This is a genomic window from Ectopseudomonas khazarica, from assembly GCF_017915135.1.
Taxonomy (GTDB): Bacteria; Pseudomonadota; Gammaproteobacteria; order Pseudomonadales; family Pseudomonadaceae; genus Aquipseudomonas; species Aquipseudomonas khazarica.
The window spans coordinates 707940-728719 of the sequence record NZ_CP068551.1; the positions used below are offsets into that span (position 1 = coordinate 707940).

18 protein-coding genes and 2 tRNA genes are annotated in these 20780 nt (G+C 64.4%); 18 read left to right on the forward strand and 2 right to left on the reverse strand.

The annotated features are described in order from the left end of the window. Positions 1–11 precede the first annotated feature (11 nt). The 11 genes from JLK41_RS03225 to JLK41_RS03275 all read left to right on the forward strand — a co-directional run bounded on the left by JLK41_RS03225 (position 12) and on the right by JLK41_RS03275 (position 13124). The gene (locus JLK41_RS03225; protein WP_197035116.1) at positions 12–1439 is read left to right on the forward strand and encodes an N-acetylmuramoyl-L-alanine amidase; all 1428 of its coding nucleotides are present in this window, start codon (positions 12–14) and stop codon (positions 1437–1439) included. Between the two features lie 8 nt (positions 1440–1447). Beyond that, a complete protein-coding gene (mutL, locus tag JLK41_RS03230) occupies positions 1448–3319 on the forward strand; it encodes a DNA mismatch repair endonuclease MutL (RefSeq protein WP_396464592.1) in 1872 nt (623 codons plus the stop codon). Positions 3320–3379: 60 nt separating this feature from the next. Beyond that, positions 3380–4351 carry a tRNA (adenosine(37)-N6)-dimethylallyltransferase MiaA gene (gene miaA / locus JLK41_RS03235; RefSeq protein ID WP_047590154.1) on the forward strand — a complete coding sequence of 324 codons (972 nt, stop codon included), beginning with the start codon at positions 3380–3382 and terminating at the stop codon, positions 4349–4351. A gap of 100 nt (positions 4352–4451) precedes the next feature. After that, the gene (gene hfq / locus JLK41_RS03240; RefSeq protein WP_037054821.1) at positions 4452–4712 is read left to right on the forward strand and encodes an RNA chaperone Hfq; all 261 of its coding nucleotides are present in this window, start codon (positions 4452–4454) and stop codon (positions 4710–4712) included. Positions 4713–4724: 12 nt separating this feature from the next. Then, positions 4725–6026 (forward strand): ribosome rescue GTPase HflX, encoded by a 1302-nt coding sequence (gene hflX / locus JLK41_RS03245; RefSeq protein ID WP_134676025.1) that lies wholly within the window; start codon positions 4725–4727, stop codon positions 6024–6026. A 97-nt stretch (positions 6027–6123) separates the two neighbouring features. Then, positions 6124–7296, forward strand: a complete 1173-nt coding sequence (gene hflK, locus JLK41_RS03250; protein WP_037054818.1) for an FtsH protease activity modulator HflK — start codon at positions 6124–6126, stop codon at positions 7294–7296. Continuing rightward, complete coding sequence (gene hflC, locus JLK41_RS03255; RefSeq protein WP_037054817.1) at positions 7296–8165, forward strand: protease modulator HflC; 870 nt, start codon at positions 7296–7298, stop codon at positions 8163–8165. The genes hflK and hflC overlap by 1 nt, the downstream gene beginning before the upstream one ends. A gap of 125 nt (positions 8166–8290) precedes the next feature. Continuing rightward, on the forward strand, positions 8291–8476 hold the full coding sequence (locus JLK41_RS03260) for a DUF2065 domain-containing protein (protein WP_003459207.1): 186 nt from the start codon (positions 8291–8293) through the stop codon (positions 8474–8476). A gap of 37 nt (positions 8477–8513) precedes the next feature. Next, complete coding sequence (locus JLK41_RS03265; RefSeq protein WP_037054815.1) at positions 8514–9701, forward strand: ATP phosphoribosyltransferase regulatory subunit; 1188 nt, start codon at positions 8514–8516, stop codon at positions 9699–9701. A gap of 56 nt (positions 9702–9757) precedes the next feature. Next, positions 9758–11053 carry an adenylosuccinate synthase gene (locus tag JLK41_RS03270; RefSeq protein WP_037054814.1) on the forward strand — a complete coding sequence of 432 codons (1296 nt, stop codon included), beginning with the start codon at positions 9758–9760 and terminating at the stop codon, positions 11051–11053. Positions 11054–11189: 136 nt separating this feature from the next. Further along, the gene (locus JLK41_RS03275) at positions 11190–13124 is read left to right on the forward strand and encodes a methyl-accepting chemotaxis protein (RefSeq protein ID WP_037054813.1); all 1935 of its coding nucleotides are present in this window, start codon (positions 11190–11192) and stop codon (positions 13122–13124) included. A 78-nt stretch (positions 13125–13202) separates the two neighbouring features. On the opposite strand, the gene JLK41_RS03280 is transcribed toward JLK41_RS03275, so the two are convergent. Both JLK41_RS03280 and JLK41_RS03285 read right to left on the reverse strand, forming a co-directional pair. After that, positions 13203–13289, reverse strand: a tRNA-Leu gene (locus JLK41_RS03280). 80 nt (positions 13290–13369) lie between these two features. After that, positions 13370–13456, reverse strand: a tRNA-Leu gene (locus JLK41_RS03285). A gap of 209 nt (positions 13457–13665) precedes the next feature. Here JLK41_RS03285 and rnr point away from each other — a divergent pair. The 7 genes from rnr to dnaB all read left to right on the forward strand — a co-directional run bounded on the left by rnr (position 13666) and on the right by dnaB (position 20670). After that, positions 13666–16155 (forward strand): ribonuclease R, encoded by a 2490-nt coding sequence (rnr, locus tag JLK41_RS03290; protein WP_037052403.1) that lies wholly within the window; start codon positions 13666–13668, stop codon positions 16153–16155. Then, the gene (gene rlmB, locus JLK41_RS03295; RefSeq protein ID WP_037052404.1) at positions 16152–16904 is read left to right on the forward strand and encodes a 23S rRNA (guanosine(2251)-2'-O)-methyltransferase RlmB; all 753 of its coding nucleotides are present in this window, start codon (positions 16152–16154) and stop codon (positions 16902–16904) included. Before rnr ends, rlmB begins: the two co-directional genes overlap by 4 nt. A gap of 174 nt (positions 16905–17078) precedes the next feature. Next, entirely contained in the window at positions 17079–17501 is a 423-nt protein-coding gene (rpsF, locus tag JLK41_RS03300; protein WP_047590140.1) for a 30S ribosomal protein S6, read from the forward strand. 28 nt (positions 17502–17529) lie between these two features. After that, positions 17530–17760: a 30S ribosomal protein S18 gene (gene rpsR, locus JLK41_RS03305; RefSeq protein WP_003246847.1), complete on the forward strand. Its 231-nt coding sequence runs from the start codon at positions 17530–17532 to the stop codon at positions 17758–17760. A gap of 36 nt (positions 17761–17796) precedes the next feature. Beyond that, positions 17797–18690 (forward strand): YybS family protein, encoded by an 894-nt coding sequence (locus tag JLK41_RS03310; RefSeq protein WP_134676022.1) that lies wholly within the window; start codon positions 17797–17799, stop codon positions 18688–18690. Between the two features lie 21 nt (positions 18691–18711). Further along, positions 18712–19158, forward strand: a complete 447-nt coding sequence (gene rplI, locus JLK41_RS03315) for a 50S ribosomal protein L9 (RefSeq protein ID WP_037052411.1) — start codon at positions 18712–18714, stop codon at positions 19156–19158. A 117-nt stretch (positions 19159–19275) separates the two neighbouring features. Then, the gene (gene dnaB / locus JLK41_RS03320) at positions 19276–20670 is read left to right on the forward strand and encodes a replicative DNA helicase (protein ID WP_037052414.1); all 1395 of its coding nucleotides are present in this window, start codon (positions 19276–19278) and stop codon (positions 20668–20670) included. Positions 20671–20780: the final 110 nt, after the last annotated feature.

The following is a 20780-nucleotide window of genomic DNA, read 5'->3' on the forward strand; positions in this document are numbered from 1 at the left end:
AGCAAGAATCGATGGGGTTGGGTATGCGCATAGGCGCGCTGGTTACCGCTGTGGGTGTTTTGTTGGCGGCTCTGGCTGCCGAGGCCCTGGCTGCCTCGGATGTGCGCGGCGTGCGCCTCTGGCGTGCTCCCGACAACACGCGCCTGGTCTTCGACCTGTCCGGGCCGGTGCAGCACAGCGTCTTCACCCTCGCGGCGCCTGATCGCATCGTCATCGACGTCAGTGGCGCCAAGCTGGCCACCAACCTCGACCAGCTGTCGCTGGCCAATACCCCGATCACCGGGGTGCGTTCCGCCCAGCGCGGCGCGGACGATCTGCGGGTGGTCATCGACCTGTCCGCGCCGGTCACGCCGAAGAGCTTTTCCCTGGCGCCGAACCAGCAATACGGGCATCGCCTGGTGGTCGACCTGTTCGATCAGGGCAGTGCGCCGCCGAGCACCCAGACACCGAGCGTCGCCAACACCTCGCCGCCGGTGCCCGTCACGCCGACCCAGCCACCGCCCAAGTTGACACCCGTGCCGGGTGGCAAGCGCGATATCGTCATCGCCATCGATGCCGGTCATGGCGGCGAAGACCCGGGCGCCCTGTCGCCGGTCAAGGGCCAGTACGAGAAGCACGTGACCCTGGCCATCGCCAAGGAGCTGCAGCGCCAGGTCAACGCCGAGAAGGGCTTCCGCGCCGAGCTGGTGCGCACCGGCGATTACTTCATTCCGCTGCGCAAACGCACCGAGATCGCGCGCAAGAAAGGCGCCGATCTGTTCGTCTCGATTCATGCCGACGCCGCGCCGCGCTCGTCGGCATTCGGCGCCTCCGTCTATGCCTTGTCCGAGCGCGGCGCCACGTCCGAGACGGCGCGCTGGCTGGCCGACGCGGAGAACCAGTCCGACCTGATCGGCGGTGCCGGCAACGTCAGCCTGGACGACAAGGACAAGATGCTTGCCGGCGTGCTGCTGGACCTGTCGATGACGGCCTCGCTGTCGTCCAGCCTCAACGTGGGGCAGAAGGTGCTGTCGAACATGGGCAGCATCACGCCGCTGCACAAGCGCCGGGTGGAGCAGGCCGGGTTCATGGTGCTGAAATCGCCGGACATCCCGTCGATCCTGGTGGAAACCGGTTTCATCTCCAACCCCAACGAAGCGAAGAAGCTGCACAGCGCCAGTCACCAGCAGGCACTGGCGCGTTCGATCACCTCCGGGGTCAAGCAGTTCTTCCATGAGAACCCGCCGCCCGGCACCTATGTCGCCTGGCTGCGCGACGCAGGCAAGATCGCCAGCGGGCCGCGTGAGCACGTGGTGTCCCGTGGCGAGAGCCTGGCGCTGATCGCACAGCGTTACCAGATCAGCCTGGCGACGCTGCGCAGCACCAACAAACTCAAGGGCGACGTGATCAAGGTCGGTCAGAAATTGCAGATACCCGCCACGTCCCTGGCAGCCCAGTAATGAGTGTCATGTCCCGTATTCATTTGCTCAGCCCGCGCCTGGCCAACCAGATCGCTGCGGGCGAGGTCGTCGAGCGCCCTGCCTCGGTGGCCAAGGAATTGCTGGAAAACAGCCTGGACTCCGGTGCGCGGCGCATCGACGTGGAAGTCGAGCAGGGCGGCGTCAAGCTGCTCAAGGTGCGCGACGACGGCGGCGGCATCGCCCCGGACGATCTGCCGCTGGCCCTGGCGCGCCACGCCACCAGCAAGATTCGCGAACTGGAAGACCTCGAGGCGGTGCTCAGCATGGGCTTTCGTGGTGAGGCACTGGCGTCGATCAGCTCGGTGTCGCGCCTGACCCTGACATCGCGTACCGCCGATGCCGACCAGGCCTGGCAGGTGGAGACCGAGGGCCGCGACATGGAGCCGCGGGTGCAGCCTGCCGCGCACCCGGTCGGCACCTCGGTGGAAGTCCGTGACCTGTTCTTCAACACGCCGGCGCGGCGCAAGTTCCTGCGGGCGGAGAAAACCGAGTTCGACCACCTGCAGGAAGTGATCAAGCGCCTGGCGCTGGCCCGTTTCGATGTGGCATTCCATCTGCGCCACAACGGCAAGACCGTGCTCAGCCTGCATGAGGCCGGGGACGACATCAGCCGCGCGCGCCGCGTGGCCTCGGTCTGTGGCCCGGCCTTCCTCGAGCAGGCGCTGCCCATCGAGATCGAACGTGGCGGCCTGCGCCTGTGGGGCTGGGTCGGCCTGCCGACCTTCTCGCGCAGCCAGGCGGACCTGCAGTATTTCTACGTCAACGGGCGCATGGTGCGCGACAAGCTGGTCGCCCACGCGGTGCGCCAGGCCTACCGCGACGTGCTGTTCAACGGCCGGCATCCGACCTTCGTGCTGTTCCTGGAAATCGACCCGGCGACGGTGGACGTCAACGTCCATCCGACCAAGCACGAGGTGCGCTTTCGTGACAGCCGCATGGTGCACGACTTCCTCTACGGCACCCTGCACCGTGCGTTGGCCGATGTACGCCCGGAGGATCAGGTCGCTGCGCCGGCCACTGTCTCGCCGATGATGCGCCCGACCGGGCAGGCCGCGGGTGAGTTCGGCCCGCAGGGCGAGATGGGCCTGGCGGCCAGTGTTCTCGAAGCGCCAGCGCCCAGTGCCCAGCCGGCCTGGCGCGGCAGCGGTGCCGGTTACCAGCAGCCTGCCGGCAATCCTGGCGTTTCGGCGGGCGAGGCCCAGGCGACGTATCGCGAGTATTTCTCGCCGCTGCCGACGGCGCCGGCGCAGCCCCTGCCGCAGGAGCAGGGCGACATTCCACCGCTCGGCTACGCCGTGGCGCAGCTCAAGGGGGTCTACATCCTCGCCGAGAACGCCCAGGGCATGGTGGTGGTGGACATGCATGCGGCGCATGAGCGCATCACCTATGAGCGACTCAAGCACGCCATGGCCAGCGAAGGCTTGCGTGGCCAGCCGTTGCTGGTGCCGGAGTCGCTCGCCGTCAGCCAGCGCGAGGCGGATTGCGCCGAGGAACACGGCGAGTGGTTTCAGCGTCTGGGCTTCGAGCTGCAGCGTCTGGGTGAGGAGAGTCTGGCGATTCGCCAGATTCCGGCCCTGCTCAAGCAGGCCGAAGCGACGCAGCTGGTGCGTGACGTGCTGGCCGACCTGCTCGAATACGGCACCAGTGACCGTATCCAGGCGCACCTCAACGAGCTGCTGGCGACCATGGCCTGTCACGGTTCCGTGCGTGCCAACCGGCGCCTGACCATTCCCGAGATGAACGCCCTGCTGCGTGACATGGAGCAGACCGAGCGCAGCGGCCAGTGCAACCATGGCCGGCCGACCTGGACGCAGCTGAGCATGGATCAGCTCGACAAGTTGTTCATGCGCGGCCAGTAATTGAGCCAGTGAGGCCCTGTCGTCAGGACCTCTCCCGTCTTCGTGTTTCGAGTCATGCCGATGTCTTCGCTTCCCCCCGCAATCTTTCTGATGGGCCCGACCGCCGCCGGCAAGACCGACCTGGCCCTGGAACTGGCGCGCCTGCTGCCGTGCGACCTGATCAGCGTCGACTCCGCGCTGATCTACCGGGGCATGGACATCGGCACCGCCAAGCCGGAGCGCGCCATTCTCGACGCCTTTCCGCATGCCCTGATCGATATTCGCGATCCCGCCGAGAGCTATTCCGCCGCGGAATTTCGCGCCGATGCGCTGGCCGCCATGGCCGCCAGCGCGGCACGCGGACGCATCCCGCTGCTGGTGGGCGGCACCATGCTTTATTACAAGGCATTGTTGGAGGGGCTGGCCGACATGCCCAGTGCCGACCCGGCCGTGCGCGCCGAACTGGAGGCACGGGCCGCGGCCGAGGGCTGGGAGGCCCTGCACCGCGAGCTGGCTGCGGTCGATCCGGAGTCGGCGGCGCGCATTCACCCCAATGACCCTCAACGTCTGACCCGGGCCCTGGAGGTCTATCGCGTGAGCGGCCTGAGCATGAGCGAGCACCGCCGTCGTCAGGCCGCCGGAAACTCCGATACGGGCACATCGGCCGGCGGGCAATTGCCCTATACTGTTGCGCAGCTTGCTATCGCTCCGGCGCAGCGCCAGGTTCTGCATGAGCGCATCGCACAACGATTTCAAGCGATGTTGGAACAGGGTTTCGTGGACGAGGTCGAAGCCCTGCGCAGACGAAGTGACTTGCACGCAGGGCTGCCGTCTATACGGGCGGTAGGTTATCGCCAGGTATGGGAATACCTCGACGGTGGGTTGTCCCGTGAACAAATGGTCGAGCGCGGCATCATCGCCACTCGGCAACTGGCCAAGCGTCAGTTCACCTGGCTGCGAGGCTGGGACGGGCTGCACTGGCTGGACAGCCTGGCCTGCGACAATCTGTCTCGCACCTTGAAATACCTGGAAAGCGTCTCCATATTGAACTGAGACCTTGCCGCTGGCCGTCTATCCTTGGGGGTGTGACGGTCCGAAGCTATTGTTTACCTACTAAAATTATTGAAATTGATCCTCGAAAGGAGTGCGGCACATGTCAAAAGGGCATTCGCTACAAGACCCTTACCTGAATACCCTGCGTAAGGAACGCGTCCCTGTTTCCATCTATCTGGTCAACGGCATCAAGCTGCAGGGCCAGATCGAGTCCTTCGACCAGTTCGTCATCCTGCTGAAGAACACTGTCAGCCAGATGGTCTACAAACATGCCATTTCCACCGTCGTGCCCAGCCGTCCGGTACGCCTGCCGAGCGCTGGCGACTCCGAACAGGGTGATGCCGAGCCGGGTAACGCCTGATAGGGGGCTGCATTGTTCTTCGAGCGTCATGAGGGCGGTGAGCGGGCCATCCTGGTTCATCTGGAAGGCCAAGACTCCGAGGCGAGCGAAGATCCCCAGGAGTTCCAGGAGTTGGCCATGTCGGCAGGCGCCGACATGGTCGCTTTTCTCAGCGTGCCCAGCAGTCGCCTGACCGCCAAGTACCTCATCGGGAGTGGCAAGGTCGAGGAGCTGCGCGACCAGGTCAGGGCCAGCGAGGCCGAACTGGTCATCTTCAATCACACCCTGACACCGAGCCAGGAGCGCAACCTCGAGCGTGCGTTCGAATGTCGCGTGCTCGATCGTACCGGGTTGATCCTCGATATCTTCGCCCAGCGCGCCCGTACCCACGAAGGCAAGCTGCAGGTCGAGCTGGCGCAGCTCGATCACATGAGTACGCGCCTGGTGCGTGGCTGGACCCACCTGGAGCGGCAGAAGGGCGGGATCGGTCTGCGCGGTCCGGGTGAAACCCAGCTGGAGACCGACCGTCGTCTGCTGCGTGTACGCATCCGCCAGATCAAGCAGAAGCTGGAGAAGGTGCGCAGTCAGCGTGAGCAGGCGCGCCGCGGGCGCAAGCGCGCGGACATCCCTTCGGTTTCCCTGGTGGGTTACACCAACGCCGGCAAGTCCACGCTGTTCAATGCGCTGACCACCTCCGAGGTGTACGCCGCGGACCAGCTGTTCGCCACGCTCGATCCGACCCTGCGCCGGCTCGAACTCGACGACCTCGGGCCGATCGTCCTGGCCGATACCGTGGGCTTCATCCGCCACCTGCCGCACAAGCTGGTCGAGGCCTTTCGCGCTACGCTTGAGGAGTCGAGCAACTCCGACCTGCTGCTGCACGTGATCGATGCCCATGAGCCCGAGCGCATGGCGCAGATCGAGCAGGTGCAGGCGGTGCTCAAGGAGATCGGTGCGAACGAATTGCCGATGCTCGAGGTGTACAACAAGCTGGATTTGTTGGAAGGTGTCGAGCCACAGATTCAGCGCGATGCCGATGGCAAGCCGCTGCGCGTCTGGTTGTCGGCGCGCGAGGGGCGCGGTCTGGAGCTGTTGCGGCAGGCGGTGGCTGAGTTGCTGGCGGACGACCTGTTCGTCGGTACGCTGCAGTTGCCGCAACGTCTGGGGCGCCTGCGCGCGCAGTTCTTCGAACTGGGGGCGGTGCAGGACGAAGGGCATGACGAGCAGGGGCGTAGTCTGCTGTCGGTGCGTTTGCCGAGGGTCGAGCTCAATCGCCTGGTGAGTCGCGAAGGCATGGAGCCTCAGCTGTTCATCGAGCAACATACTTTGCAATAAAGCCTGTGGCGGCGGCTTTGCTGTCGGCCGGGGGCTTTGGGTAGCATTGGCCGGCGCGCCGTGGGCGCGCCTTCGCTTTATCAGTACGGAGAACGCTATGGCTTGGAATGAGCCGGGTGGCAACTCGAACAATCAAGACCCTTGGGGCGGCCGCAAAGGCGGTGGCCGGCAGGGCCCGCCGGATCTCGACGAAGCGTTCCGCAAGTTGCAAGAAAGCCTGAACGGGCTTTTTGGTGGCGGCAAGAAGCGCGGTGACGACGACTCTGGCCGCAGTGGCGGCGGTGGCGGTTTCGGCCTGCTGTTCGTGGGCCTCGGCCTGCTGGCGGTGATCTGGCTGTACAGTGCGATCTACGTGGTGGACGAGCAGGAGCAGGCCGTGGTGCTGCGCTTCGGCAAGTACCATGAAACCGTTGGTCCCGGCCTGAACATCTACTTCCCGCCGATCGATCGCAAGTTCCAGGAAAATGTCACTCGTGAGCGTGCCTACAGCAAGCAGGGCGCGATGCTGACCGAGGACGAGAACATCATCGAAGTGCCGCTGACCGTGCAGTACCGCATCAGCAACCTGCAGGACTTCGTGCTCAACGTGGATCAGCCGGAAGTCAGCCTGCAGCATGCGACCGACAGTGCCGTGCGCCACGTGGTGGGTTCCACCGAGATGGATCAGGTATTGACCGAAGGTCGTGAACTGATGGCCAGTGAGGTGCACGAGCGTCTGCAGCGTTTCCTCGACAACTACCGCACCGGTATCACCATCACCCAGGTGAACATCCAGAGCGCCGCGGCACCGCGTGAAGTCCAGGAAGCCTTCGACGACGTGATTCGTGCCCGCGAGGACGAACAACGCGAGAAGAACCAGGCCGAGTCCTATGCCAATGGCGTGATTCCCGAGGCGCGCGGCCAGGCCCAGCGTCTGCTGGAGGAAGCCAACGGTTATCGTGATGAAGTCATCGCACGTGCCGAGGGTGAGGCTGATCGCTTCACCAAGTTGGTCACCGAGTATCGCAAGGCGCCCGAGGTCACGCGTGAGCGTCTGTACCTGGACACCATGCAGGAGATGATGAGCAACACCAGCAAGGTTCTGGTCACTGGCGACAAGGGGCAGAACAACCTGCTGTACCTGCCGCTGGACAAGATGATTGACGGTCGCGGTGGCGTTTCGTCCTCGTCCGCTTCTGCCAACAGCAGTACTGCGACAACGCGTGATCCGGCTGTGCCGCTGAGCAGCGATCTGTCGCAGCGCAACCTGCGTTCCCGGGAGGGCCGTTGATGAGCAACAAGTCCCTGATCGGCCTGATCGTGGCCGTGGTTCTGGCGCTGGTGGCGTGGAACAGCTTCTACATCGTGGCGCAGACCGAACGTGCGGTATTGCTGCAGTTCGGCCGTGTGGTCAACCCGGACGTCAAGCCGGGCCTGCACGTGAAGATTCCGTACGTGAACCAGGTGCGCATCTTCGACGCTCGCCTGCTGACCCTGGATTCGACGTCGTCGCGCTTCCTCACCCTGGAGAAGAAGGCGCTGATGGTCGACGCCTACGCCAAGTGGCGGGTGAAGGATGCCGAGCGCTTCTATCAGTCCACCTCGGGCCTGAAGCAGGTCGCCGACGAGCGCCTGGCGCGTCGTCTGGAGGCCTCGCTGCGTGACCAGTTCGGCAAGCGCACCCTGCACGAGTCGGTGTCCGGCGAGCGTGATGCGCTGATGGCCGATGTGACCTCGACGCTCAACCGCGCCGCCGAGCGCGAGCTGGGTATCGAAGTGGTCGATGTGCGGGTCAAGGCCATCGATCTGCCGCGTGAGGTCAACCGCAGCGTCTTCGAGCGGATGAGCACCGAGCGTGAGCGTGAGGCGCGCGAGCATCGCGCCAAGGGTCGCGAGCTGGCTGAAGGCATTCGTGCCGACGCCGACCGTCAGCGCCGCGTGCTGCTGGCCGAGGCCTATCGCCAGGCCGAAGAACTGCGCGGTGACGGTGATGCCCAGGCGGCCGCCATCTACGCCCGTGCCTACGGTCAGGACCAGGAGTTCTACGCCTTCTACCGTAGCCTCAAGGCCTATCGCGAAAGCTTCGCTGACAAGCGCGATGTACTGGTGCTGGACCCGAGTAGCGATTTCTTCCGCTACCTGGAAAAAGCCAAACCTTGAGCCGCAACAAGCCGCAAGCAGGCGCTGGTCGTCTACTTGCGGCTTGAAGCTTGTGGCTCGAGGCTTTTAGCGTGGTATGATGCGGCAGCCGGGAAAATCCCGGCTTTTTTGCGTCTGTGGGAATCATGTGGCAGGAACTCGGCATCGCTCTGTGTCTGGTACTGGTGCTGGAAGGCATCCTGCCCTTCCTCTATCCGCGCCACTGGCGCGGGGCGGTAATGCAGGCAGCCCGGCTGCCCGACCGCCGACTGCGTCTTATGGGGCTGGCCAGCATGCTGCTGGGTACGGCTCTTCTCTATCTGCTTCACTGAAGGCTTGTGCCGCCCGGATCGAGAGGGGAATGGCGAAATGGCAACGGTAGACCGCTGGCTGCTGCCAGATGGCATCGAAGAAGTACTGCCGCCGGAAGCGGCGCGCATCGAGGCGGCACGCCGTCAGGTGCTGGACCTGTTCCAGCGTTGGGGTTACGAGTTCGTCGTCACCCCGCATATCGAGTACCTGGAATCCCTGCTGACTGGCGCTGGCCAGGATCTTGACCTGCGTACGTTCAAGGTCACCGATCCGCTGTCCGGCCGGCAGATGGGCTTTCGTGCCGACATCACGCCGCAGGTGGCGCGCATCGACGCGCACACGCTGCGTCGCGAGGGGCCGAGCCGCCTGTGCTACGCGGGCAGTGTGCTGCACGCCAAGCCGCGTGCCCTGACCACGTCGCGCAGCCCGATCCAGCTGGGTGCCGAGCTCTATGGCGACGCCAGCCCGGCCAGCGATATCGAGGTGATCAGCCTGCTGGTCGAGACCCTGGAGTTGGCCGCCGTGCCGGACGTGCACATGGACCTCGGTCATGTCGGCATCTACCGTGGCCTGGCGCGTGCCGCCGGTCTCTCCGGCGAGGCCGAGCAACAGCTGTTCGATGCCTTGCAGCGCAAGGCCATGGACGAGATCGAAGCGCTGACCGCCGCCTTGCCGGCCGGTCTGGGCAGCATGCTGCGTTCCCTGGCCGAGCTGTGCGGTGGCCGCGAGGTGCTGGACCTGGCCCAGGCCGCGCTGGTCGAGGCGCCCGATGCGGTGCATGCCGCGCTCGATGAGCTGGTCGCCATCGCCGATGCGCTGGAACTGCGCTACCCCGAGTTGCCGCTGTATTTCGACCTGGGTGAGCTGCGTGGCTACAACTATCACACCGGTGTGGTGTTCGCGGCGTTCGTGCCGGGCGAAGGCGGAGCCATCGCTCAGGGCGGGCGTTACGACGACACGGGAGCCGTATTCGGCCGGGCACGCCCGGCGACGGGCTTCTCCACCGATCTGAAAACCCTGGTGACCCTGGGGGACATGCGCCTGGATGAGACTGTCAAAGGCATCTGGGCGCCGGACAATCATGACCTCTATCTGTGGCAGGCCGTTCGTCGTCTGCGTGGTGAGGGCGAGCGCGTGGTTCAGGCGCTGCCCGGGCAGAGCGAGGCGGATGCGCACGAGGCAGGCTGTGATCGGCTGCTGGCGCTGCGCGATGGACGTTGGCAGGTGACGCCCCTGGCGTCCTGAATTCATTTTCGCCGGCCAGCTGCCGGCATCGAAGCTTGCGCGAAGAGGACAAGTTTATGGGTAAGAATGTCGTCGTCCTGGGCACCCAGTGGGGTGATGAGGGCAAGGGCAAGATCGTCGACCTGCTCACCGAGCAGGCCGCTGCAGTCGTGCGTTACCAGGGCGGCCACAATGCCGGCCACACCCTGGTGATCGATGGTGAGAAGACCGTCCTGCACCTGATTCCGTCCGGCATCCTGCGTGAGGGTGTCGAGTGCCTGATCGGCAACGGCGTGGTCGTCGCGCCTGACGCCCTGCTGCGCGAAATCAACAAGCTGGAAGAGAAGGGCGTGCCCGTGCGCGAGCGCCTGCGCATCAGCCCGGCTTGCCCGCTGATCCTGTCCTATCACGTCGCCCTGGATCAGGCGCGCGAGAAGGCCCGTGGCGATGCCAAGATCGGTACCACCGGTCGCGGTATCGGCCCGGCGTACGAGGACAAGGTAGCGCGTCGCGGCCTGCGGGTCGGTGACCTGTTCCATCGCGAGCGTTTCGCCGCGAAGCTCGGCGAACTGCTGGACTACCACAACTTCCAGCTGGTCAACTTCTACAAGGAGCCGGCCATCGACTTCCAGAAGACTCTGGACGAGTGCATGGAATACGCCGAGCTGCTCAAGCCGATGATGGCCGACGTCACCGCAGTGCTGCATGACCTGCGCAAGGGCGGCAAGGACATCATGTTCGAGGGGGCCCAGGGCTCGCTGCTGGACATCGACCACGGCACCTACCCCTACGTCACCAGCTCCAACACCACCGCCGGCGGTATCGCCACCGGTTCCGGTTTCGGCCCGCTGTACCTCGACTACATCCTCGGTATCACCAAGGCCTACACCACCCGTGTGGGTTCCGGTCCGTTCCCGACCGAGCTGTTCGACGACATCGGTGCCTTCCTGGCCAAGCGTGGTCACGAGTTCGGTGCGACCACCGGTCGTGCCCGTCGCTGCGGCTGGTTCGATGCCGTGATCCTGCGTCGCGCCATCGAGATCAACAGCATCTCCGGCCTGTGCCTGACCAAGCTGGACGTGCTCGACGGCCTGGAAACCATCCGCATCTGCACCGGCTACAAGGATGCCAACGGCCAGGTGCTGAGCGATGCGCCGACCGATGCCGACAGCTACATCGGCCTGCAGCCGGTGTACGAGGAAATGCCGGGCTGGAGCGAGTCGACCCTGGGCGCCAAGAGCCTGGACGACCTGCCGGCCGCTGCTCGTGCCTATATCAAGCGCGTCGAGGAGCTGGTCGGTGCGCCGATCGACATCATCTCCACCGGCCCGGACCGCAACGAGACCATCGTCCTGCGTCACCCGTTCGCCTGATCGCCCGTTCGATCACTGAAAAGACCGCCTCCGGGCGGTCTTTTCGTATCCGGGTGCCGGGTATGAAGCTTGCTTGAGCTAAATTTATCCCGGAAGTCGCCGTTAACACGATTACGGTCGTTGAGGAGTGTTGCCCGTGTTCGCCATCGTTTCGATGTTGCGCAGTCGTCTGCTGCGTCCGGTGTACGTTGCCCTGGGTCTGGCCATGTTGGTGCAAGTCGGGCTTGCGGTGTGGCTGATGGGGGCGTCGGTCAATGGCATGGTCGAGGATCTCGCCCAGCGTCTGGGCGGCGAAAGCAGGCGCCTGGGCGACGAGCTGAACCTGGCCGAGCAGGAGATGAGCCAGGGCCTGGCGGCGCTCTCGCAGAGCACTCGCGCACGCCTTACCGAGGGCCTTTCCGGGCAGCTCAAGAGCGAGCAGGCGCAACTGCGCGAGGTGCTCGAGGGCAGTCTCAAGCAGTCCGGGCAATCGCTGGCGCGGCTGCTCGCCGGGGTGGCGCCCAAGGCCATATGGGACCTTGACGTTCCGGCGCTGACGGCCCTGACCCGTATCGCGCAGCAGGACCCGGCAGTGCTCTTCGCGGTGGTCTACGACGCCGAGGGCAAGCGCCTGACGCGCAATTTCAACCGCAGCAACTCGCGGGTGCGCGAGCTGGTCGCGGCGGGGCAGGGCAGTTCGCCGCTGGACAAGCTGGTCGATGCCGCCTCGCGTGATCCGCGGGTGTACATCGTCGAGGCGGAAATCAATCCGATGGGCGCGCAGATCGGCAAGATCCAGATGGGCCTCTCGCTGGAGGTGGTCGAGCGTGAGTTGGCAGCACTCGACGGGCGCTTCAACGGGCTGGTCAGCGGTGCGGGCGAGCTGGTCGACAGCAGCCTGTCGGGGGCGTCGGAAGAGGCGGCGCGGGCCTTGCGTGAGCGGCTGAAGTCGGCCGAGCGCTACACCGACGAAATGGCGCGCAATGGCGGCGAGTCGGTGCGTGCCGCAGCGGACACGCTGCGCTGGAACATCGCCCTGGGCTTGCTGGTGGTCGGTGCCGTGGCGCTGATGGCGGTGGCGCTGGTGCTGGGCTGGCGGGTGCTCAGCCGCCTGCGCCTGCTCAGCGATGCGCTCAACGATCTGGCGGCGGGTGAGGGCGACCTGACGCGCCGCGTGGATGTTCGCAGCCAGGATGAAGTGGGTGAGATGGCGGGGGCGGTCAATCGCTTCATCGCCAAGTTGCAACCCATCGTGCGCGAGTCCGGCGAGGTGGCGCTGCGCACCGGCGAGCAGATTCGCAGCCTGACCGAGCGCGGCGTGGCGGCGGAAGCGGCGGCCGGTCGCCAGCGTGACGAGGTGGCGGGCAGCCTGCAGGCGCTGGAGCAGATGGCGGATGAGGCGCAGTCCGAGAGCCAGGCGATGCAGGAGGCGCTGCAGCGCGTCGACACCATTCGCCAGGCAGCGCATGAGAATGCGGCGATCGCTCAGCGGCTATCCGCTCTGATCGAGGGGCTGGTTGCCCGTGTGGCGGACGGCTCGGCGGTGATCGAGCGCCTGGCCAAGCAGAGCGAGCAGATCGAGGTGGTGCTGACCGTGATTCAGTCCATCGCCGAGCAGACCAACCTGCTGGCGCTGAACGCGGCCATCGAGGCGGCTCGGGCGGGGGAAAGCGGTCGCGGTTTTGCCGTGGTGGCGGACGAAGTGCGCGCCCTGGCCAGCAAGACCCAGCAATCCACCGGCGACATCCAGACGCACATCGCTGCCCTGCAGCGGGGCGCACAGGAAGCGGTGGCGGCCATCACCCAGGCGGGCACCCAGGGCAACGAAGGGCTCGAGGTGCTGCGCGACAGTGCGCGCCTGCAGCAATCGGTGCAGCAGTCGGTGGATGAGGTGCATGGCGCCATCAATGCCGCGACGCAGGCGGCGGCGCACCAGGCGCAGGGCGCCGGGGCGGTGCGTGAGCGGGTCGAGGTGATTCATGCCGAGGCGCGGCGTGCCGCAGAAGCGGTGACGGCCATCGCCGGCAATGCGCGGGCGCTGGACGAGCTGGCGGCGCAGCTCAAGGCCAGTCTGGGGCAGTTCAAGGTCTGAGTGCGGAGGCCGCCTGCTGGCGGCCTTTTTCTGCGGGCATAAAAAAACCGAGTCTTTTGACTCGGTTTTCTTGAATTTTGGTGCCCAGGAGAAGACTCGAACTTCCACGGTGTTGCCACCACTGATACCTGAAACCAGCGCGTCTACCAATTCCGCCACCTGGGCACACTGCAATGTTCATCGTTGCCGACACGGATCACTGCGTCCGTTATTGTGAAACAGGTTATCAATCTGCTTCACGAATTTGGTGCCCAGGAGAAGACTCGAACTTCCACGGTGTTGCCACCACTGATACCTGAAACCAGCGCGTCTACCAATTCCGCCACCTGGGCACTGAAACCGATGAATCATCATCTGCTTCGTGTTACAACGTCTCCTCGACGCTGTGGGCGCGAACTATACGGGCGGGCATTTACCTTGTAAACCCCTGACCCCAAAAAAATTATTGTCGCCGGAAAAGCTGCCCCGGATGCCGATTTCGCGCTTCAATAGGCATATGGCACACACACCTTTATACATACGCATAGGTAACCCCCTTTAAATGGCCGATTGGCAATCCCTCGATCCCGAGGCCGCCCGCGAGGCGGAAAAATACGAAAACCCCATTCCCAGCCGCGAACTGATCCTGGCCCATCTGGCCGAACGTGGTTCGCCCGCCAGCCGCGAGCAGCTGGTCGAAGAGTTCGGTCTCGAAACCGAAGACCAGCTCGAAGCCCTGCGCCGCCGCCTGCGCGCCATGGAACGCGACGGTCAACTGATCTATACCCGGCGAGGCAGCTATGCCCCGGTGGACAAGCTCGACCTGATCTGCGGTCGCATCAGCGGTCACCGCGACGGTTTCGGCTTCCTGGTGCCGGACGACGGCAGTGACGACCTGTTCCTCAGCCCGGCGCAGATGCGCCTGGTCTTCGACGGCGACCGGGCCCTGGTGCGCGTGGCCGGTTTCGACCGTCGCGGGCGCCGCGAGGGCGGTATCGTCGAGGTGATCGAGCGTGCTCACGAGAGCGTCGTCGGTCGCTACTACGAAGAGAACGGTATCGGCTTCGTGGTCGCGGACAACCCGAAGATTCAGCAGGAAGTGCTGGTCACTCCGGGCCGCACCGCCGGTGCGCGCATCGGTCAGTTCGTCGAGATCAAGATCACCCACTGGCCGACGCAGCGCTTCCAGCCGCAGGGCGACATCGTCGAGGTGATCGGCAACTACATGGCGCCGGGCATGGAAATCGACGTGGCGCTGCGCAGCTACGACATTCCGCATGTCTGGCCCGAGGCCGTGATCAAGGAAGCGCGCAAGCTCAAGCCCGAGGTGGAAGAGAAGGACAAGGAGAAGCGCGTCGATCTGCGTCATCTGCCGTTCGTCACCATCGATGGCGAGGATGCGCGCGACTTCGACGACGCCGTCTACTGCGAGAAGAACAGCAGCCGCTGGAAGCTGTTCTCCGGTGGCTGGAAGCTGTACGTGGCCATCGCCGACGTGTCGCATTACGTGAAGGTCGGTTCGGCGCTGGATGCCGAAGCAGTGGAGCGTGGCAACTCGGTGTACTTCCCCGAGCGCGTCGTGCCGATGCTGCCGGAGGAGCTGTCCAACGGCCTGTGCTCGCTCAACCCGCATGTCGATCGTCTGGCCATGGTCTGCGAGATGAGCATGTCCAAGAGCGGCCAGATGGTCGACTACAAGTTCTACGAGGCGGTGATCCACTCCCATGCGCGGCTGACCTACAACAAGGTCAGCTACATGCTGGAAGATCCCAAGGGCGCCGAAGGCAAGGCCCTGCGCAGCGAGTACAAGGCGGTCCTGCCGCACCTCAAGGAGCTGTATGCGCTCTATCAGGTGCTGGTCGCCGCACGTCACGAGCGCGGCGCCATCGATTTCGATACGCAGGAAACGCGCATCGTCTTCGGCTCCGATCGCAAGATCGACGAGATTCGTCCGACCCAGCGCAACGATGCGCACAAGCTGATCGAGGAGTGCATGCTGGCCGCCAACGTGGCCACCGCACGCTTCATGCAGGATCACGAGATACCCTCGCTGTATCGCGTGCACGATGGCCCGCCGCCGGAGCGCCTGGAGAAGCTCAAGCAGTTCCTCGGCGAGCTTGGCCTGTCGCTGCAGCGCGGCAAGTCCAAGGATGGCCCGTCGCCGAAGGACTACCAGCGCTTGCTGGAGAGCATCCGCGAGCGTCCGGACTTCCACCTGATCCAGACCGTGATGCTGCGATCGCTCAGCCAGGCGGTGTACAGCGCGCAGAACGAAGGGCACTTCGGTCTCAACTACGAGGCCTACACCCACTTCACTTCGCCGATCCGTCGCTATCCCGACCTGCTGGTGCACCGTGCCATTCGCAGCGTGATCCGTTCCAAGCGGGAAACCTCGCATGTCGAGCGCGCCGGTGCGGCGGCCATGCCCAAGGCGCGCATCTATCCGTACGACGAGGCGGCCCTGGAGAAACTCGGCGAGCAGTGCTCGATGACCGAGCGCCGCGCCGACGAGGCCACCCGTGACGTGGTCAACTGGCTCAAGTGCGAGTTCATGCAGGATCGCGTCGGCGAGACCTTCGAAGGCGTGATCACCGCGGTGACCGGCTTCGGCATCTTCGTCGAGTTGCGCGACATCTATGTCGAGGGCCTGGTGCACGTGACCGCGTTGCCGGCCGACTACTACCACTTCGATCCCGTCCATCATCGCCTGTCCGGCGAGCGCAGCGGTCGCAGCTTCCGCCTGGGCGACAGCGTCGAGGTCAAGGTGATGCGGGTCGACCTCGACGAACGCAAGATCGACTTCGAGCTGAGCCAGGGTAAGGCCGGCAAGGGTGATGACGCCCGTCGCACGGGCAAGCGCGGCGGCATGGGCAATACCGACGTGCAGAAAAGCCGCGAGGTGAAGAAGGCCCTGCTCGATGGAGCGAAGAAGGGCGGCGCCAAGGCACCGGCGAAGAAATCGTCCAGCCATCGCAAGGGCGCGCCTGCACCCAAGGGCAAGGCCGAGGCGACCGCTGGCGGCAAGCCGAGCAAGCGTAAGGCGAAACGATGAGTCAGTTGGAGAAGGTCTACGGCGTGCATGCCGTGGAGGCGCTGCTGCGCCATCACCCCAAGCGGGTCAAGCAGTTGTGGCTGGCCGAGAGCCGCCAGGCGCCGCGTATCCAGCCGATGCTGGAGCTGGCGGCGCAGCACCGCGTGCCGGTCGGGCACAAGGAGCGCCAGGAACTCGACGAGTGGGCCGAGGGCGTGCACCAGGGCGTGGTCGCCGAGGTCAGTCCAAGCCAGGTCTGGGGCGAGAACATGCTCGACGAGCTGCTCGAACGTAGCGAGGGCGTGCCCTTGCTGCTGGTGCTCGACGGCGTCACCGATCCGCACAACCTGGGGGCCTGCCTGCGTACGGCCGATGCCGCGGGTGCGCAGGCGGTGATCGTGCCCAAGGACAAGTCGGCCACGCTCAACGCCACCGTGCGCAAGGTGGCCTGCGGCGCCGCCGAGGTCATTCCGCTGGTCGCGGTGACCAACCTGGCGCGGACCCTGGAGAAGCTGCAGAAGAAAGGCCTGTGGGTCGTCGGCACCGCTGGTGAGGTGGAGCAGGAGCTGTACCAGCTCGACATGACCGGGCCGACGGTGCTGGTGATGGGCGCCGAAGGCAAGGGCATGCGCCGCCTGACCCGCGAGCATTGCGATTACCTGGTCAAGCTGCCCATGGGCGGCAGCGTCAGCAGCCTGAACGTATCGGTCGCCACCGGCGTCTGCCTGTTCGAGGCGGTGCGCCAGCGCCAGGCCAGGGTGCGCGGCTGACTGTTCAAATAATCGCCAGTTCACCTTGCGTGCGGCAGGGGGCTTCTCTAGAATGGCGCCCCTTGCCGTGACGGCAGGCTTTTCTATGCCTTACGTCCGGTGAGCTCATCACGAGAAAACCCACTCCTTGCCTGACCACCTTAGTTGGCAGGCTACAACCCGTAAGGAGCATTTATGCGTCATTACGAAATCATCTTTCTGGTTCACCCGGACCAGAGCGAGCAAGTCGGCGGCATGGTCGAGCGTTACACCAAGCTGATCGAAGAAGACGGTGGCAAGATTCACCGCCTGGAAGACTGGGGTCGTCGTCAGCTGGCTTACGCCATCAACAACGTCCACAAAGCCCACTACGTGATGCTCAACGTAGAGTGCACCGGCAAGGCCCTGGCCGAGCTGGAAGACAGCTTCCGCTACAACGACGCCGTGATCCGTAACCTGGTCATCCGTCGCGACGAGGCCGTAACCGGTCAGTCCGAGATGCTGAAGGCCGAAGAAAACCGCAGTGAGCGCCGCGAGCGTCGTGAACGTCCTGAAAACGCTGAGTCCAACGACAGCGATGACAGCGACAGCAACGACAGCGACAACGCTGACGAGTAATCCACGGATCTATTGAGGAGCCAATCACATGGCACGTTTCTTCCGTCGTCGTAAATTCTGCCGTTTCACCGCTGAAGACGTGAAAGAGATCGATTTCAAAGATCTCAACACCCTGAAAGCCTACATCTCGGAAACCGGCAAGATCGTTCCCAGCCGTATCACCGGTACCAAGGCTCGTTATCAGCGTCAGCTGGCCACCGCTATCAAGCGCGCCCGCTTCCTGGCCCTGCTGCCCTACACCGACAGCCACGGCCGCTGAGATCGGGTAGTCGACAAGAGTTAAGGAATAGATCGCATGCGTGCCCTGGCTGAATACATCATGCGCGGCCGCATGCAGGCCACCCTCGTGGTGGTGGGATCGGCAGCGATGCCGCTGTTGTTCTGGTTGAGTGCCGCCGCTGGCAGCCTGGTGCTGTTGCGGCGCGGTGCCAACGATGCCCTGGGCATCGTGGCCTGGGCCATGCTACCGGCGATTGCCTGGTGGTATTTCGGCGAACCACGCACCTTGCTGGTGTTGGTCGGGTCGCTGGGACTGGCGTTGTTGTTGCGCGCCAGCTGGACCTGGAACCGCATACTGCTGAGCAGTGTGGTGCTGGGCCTGGTGTATGGGGTTGTCCTTGGGGCAGTGTTCCGCGAACCCATCGCGGCCATGGCCGGCGAGCTGCAGAAGCTGCTGCCGAACATGCTGGATGGGGTTCACCAGCAGATGACGGTGAACGAACGCGAGCGTCTCGAGGCCCTGATTGCGCCAGTGCTGACCGGTTTGCTGGCGGCCCTGCTGCAGATCCTGAGCTTGCTGAGCCTGATACTTGGGCGTTACTGGCAGGCCGTGTTGTACAACCCGGGTGGTTTCGGGAGCGAGTTCCGCGCCCTGAGACTGCCGCTGCCGCAGGCGCTGTTGCTGCTGGCGGGCATGCTGCTGGGTCCGAACCTCGGGCCGCAACTGGCCATGCTCACGCCGCTGTGCAGCGTGCCGCTGCTGTTCGCCGGGGTCGCCCTGGTGCATGGCCTGGTGGAAAAGGGTGGCCTCGCTCGCTTCTGGCTGGTGGGCCTGTACATCACGTTGCTGCTGTTCATGCAGCTGATCTATCCCTTGCTGGTGGTCTTGGCCATCGTCGACAGTCTGTTTGATTTTCGCGGTCGCCTGGCGCGCAAGAACGGCCCGGGCTCTGCGAACGGTGAAGGTTAAAAGTTAAGAGGTAAGACCCAAATGGAAGTCATCCTGCTGGAAAAAATCGCCAATCTGGGCAACCTGGGCGACAAAGTGAACGTTAAAGCCGGTTACGGCCGTAACTTCCTGCTGCCGCAAGGCAAGGCCACCGCTGCTACCGCTGAAAACGTAGCTGCGTTCGAAGCCCGCCGCGCCGAGCTGGAAAAAGCCGCTGCCGAGAAGAAAGCTTCCGCTGAAGCTCGCGCTGCTCAACTGGCTGAGCTGGAAGTCACCATCACCGCCGTTGCTGGCGATGAAGGCAAGCTGTTCGGTTCGATCGGTACCCACGACATCGCTGACGCCCTGACCGCCTCCGGCGTTGAAGTGGCCAAGGCTGAAGTTCGTCTGCCCAACGGTACTATCCGTCTGGTCGGCGAGTACGACGTTGCACTGCACCTGCACACCGACGTCGAAGCCACCGTCAAGGTGATCGTGGTCGCTGCCTAAGCAGTAGCCGCCAAGCGGGCTTGCGCTTCGGTGCAGGTCTGCTGACAATCGGGCACGGTATCGCTTCTGCGATCCGTGCCCTTTGTTTTTCTATCGCTGCACTTTCTTTTCGAGCCTATGAACGACATCAGCATCCCCGAACAATACGACCTGCAAACTGCGGCCCTGAAGGTGCCACCGCACTCCATCGAGGCGGAGCAGGCGGTGCTGGGTGGTCTGATGCTGGACAACAATGCCTGGGAGCGCGTGCTCGATGGCGTTTCCGATGGTGACTTCTATCGCCACGACCATCGCCTGATCTTCCGGGCGATCTTCAAGCTGGCCGAGCGCAATGCGCCGTTCGACGTCGTGACCCTGTCCGAGCAGCTGGACAAGGAAGGTCAGCTGTCGCAGGTCGGCGGTCTGGCCTACCTGGGCGAACTGGCGAAGAACACGCCGTCGGTGGCCAACATCAAGGCCTACGCGCAGATCATCCGTGAACGCGCGACCCTGCGTAAGCTGATCGGCATCAGCAACGAGATCGCTGACAGCGCCTATGCCCCCGAGGGACGCACCGGCGAGGAGATCCTCGACGAGGCCGAGCGCAAGATCTTCGAGATCGCCGAGGACCGGCCGAAGACCGGTGGCCCGGTGGGCATCAACGATATCCTGGTCAAGGCCATCGACCGTATCGACGAGCTGTTCAACAACGGTGACGCGATCACCGGTCTGTCCACCGGCTTCGACGATCTAGACAACCTGACCAGCGGCCTGCAGCCGGCCGACATGATCATCGTCGCCGGCCGTCCGTCGATGGGTAAGACCACCTTCGCCATGAACCTGGTGGAAAACGCGCTGATGCGCAGCGACAAGTCGATCCTCGTCTACTCGCTGGAGATGCCGTCGGAGTCCATCGTCATTCGTATGCTCGCCTCGCTGGGGCGCATCGACCAGACCAAGGTGCGTGCCGGTCAGCTCGACGATGACGACTGGCCGCGACTGACCAGTGCGGTGAACCTGCTCAACGACCGCAAGCTGTTCATCGACGATACCGCCGGCATCTCCCCGAGCGAGATGCGTGCGCGTACGCGGCGCCTGGCGCGTGAGCATGGCGAGATCGGCCTGATCATGGTCGACTACCTGCAGTTGATGCAGATTCCAGGTTCCAGCGGCGACAGCCGGGTCAACGAGATTTCCGAGATCTCGCGCTCGCTCAAGGCCCTGGCCAAGGAATTCAACTGCCCGGTGATCGCCCTGTCGCAGCTCAACCGGGGCCTCGAACAGCGTCCCAACAAGCGCCCGATCAACTCCGACTTGCGTGAATCCGGGGCGATTGAGCAGGACGCCGACATCATCCTGTTCGTCTATCGCGACGAGGTCTACCACCCCGAGACCGAGTACAAGGGCGTGGCCGAGATCATCATCGGCAAGCAGCGTAACGGCCCGCTGGGGACCGCGCGCCTGGCCTTCCTCGGCAAGTTCTCGCGCTTCGAGAATCTGGCACCGGGTAGCTACCAGTTCGACGACGAGTAAATCGTTGCTGCGCGCCGGGCTTCCTGCCCCTCAGCGCTCACGGCAACGATGGTCTGGCGCAGATCAATGAAAACGGGTGCCCAAGGGTTAAGATGGGCACCCGTTTTTCG

Coding starts and splice junctions, on each gene's coding strand:
- rnr (WP_037052403.1), top strand. CDS start 13,666: ATGGCCGATTGGCAATCCCTCGATCCCGAGGCCGCCCGCGAGGCGGAA.
- rpsR (WP_003246847.1), top strand. CDS start 17,530: ATGGCACGTTTCTTCCGTCGTCGTAAATTCTGCCGTTTCACCGCTGAA.
- rlmB (WP_037052404.1), top strand. CDS start 16,152: ATGAGTCAGTTGGAGAAGGTCTACGGCGTGCATGCCGTGGAGGCGCTG.
- JLK41_RS03225 (WP_197035116.1), top strand. CDS start 12: ATGGGGTTGGGTATGCGCATAGGCGCGCTGGTTACCGCTGTGGGTGTT.
- hflC (WP_037054817.1), top strand. CDS start 7,296: ATGAGCAACAAGTCCCTGATCGGCCTGATCGTGGCCGTGGTTCTGGCG.
- dnaB (WP_037052414.1), top strand. CDS start 19,276: ATGAACGACATCAGCATCCCCGAACAATACGACCTGCAAACTGCGGCC.
- rplI (WP_037052411.1), top strand. CDS start 18,712: ATGGAAGTCATCCTGCTGGAAAAAATCGCCAATCTGGGCAACCTGGGC.
- mutL (WP_396464592.1), top strand. CDS start 1,448: ATGTCCCGTATTCATTTGCTCAGCCCGCGCCTGGCCAACCAGATCGCT.
- hflK (WP_037054818.1), top strand. CDS start 6,124: ATGGCTTGGAATGAGCCGGGTGGCAACTCGAACAATCAAGACCCTTGG.
- rpsF (WP_047590140.1), top strand. CDS start 17,079: ATGCGTCATTACGAAATCATCTTTCTGGTTCACCCGGACCAGAGCGAG.
- JLK41_RS03265 (WP_037054815.1), top strand. CDS start 8,514: ATGGCAACGGTAGACCGCTGGCTGCTGCCAGATGGCATCGAAGAAGTA.
- JLK41_RS03270 (WP_037054814.1), top strand. CDS start 9,758: ATGGGTAAGAATGTCGTCGTCCTGGGCACCCAGTGGGGTGATGAGGGC.
- hfq (WP_037054821.1), top strand. CDS start 4,452: ATGTCAAAAGGGCATTCGCTACAAGACCCTTACCTGAATACCCTGCGT.
- miaA (WP_047590154.1), top strand. CDS start 3,380: ATGTCTTCGCTTCCCCCCGCAATCTTTCTGATGGGCCCGACCGCCGCC.
- JLK41_RS03260 (WP_003459207.1), top strand. CDS start 8,291: ATGTGGCAGGAACTCGGCATCGCTCTGTGTCTGGTACTGGTGCTGGAA.
- JLK41_RS03310 (WP_134676022.1), top strand. CDS start 17,797: ATGCGTGCCCTGGCTGAATACATCATGCGCGGCCGCATGCAGGCCACC.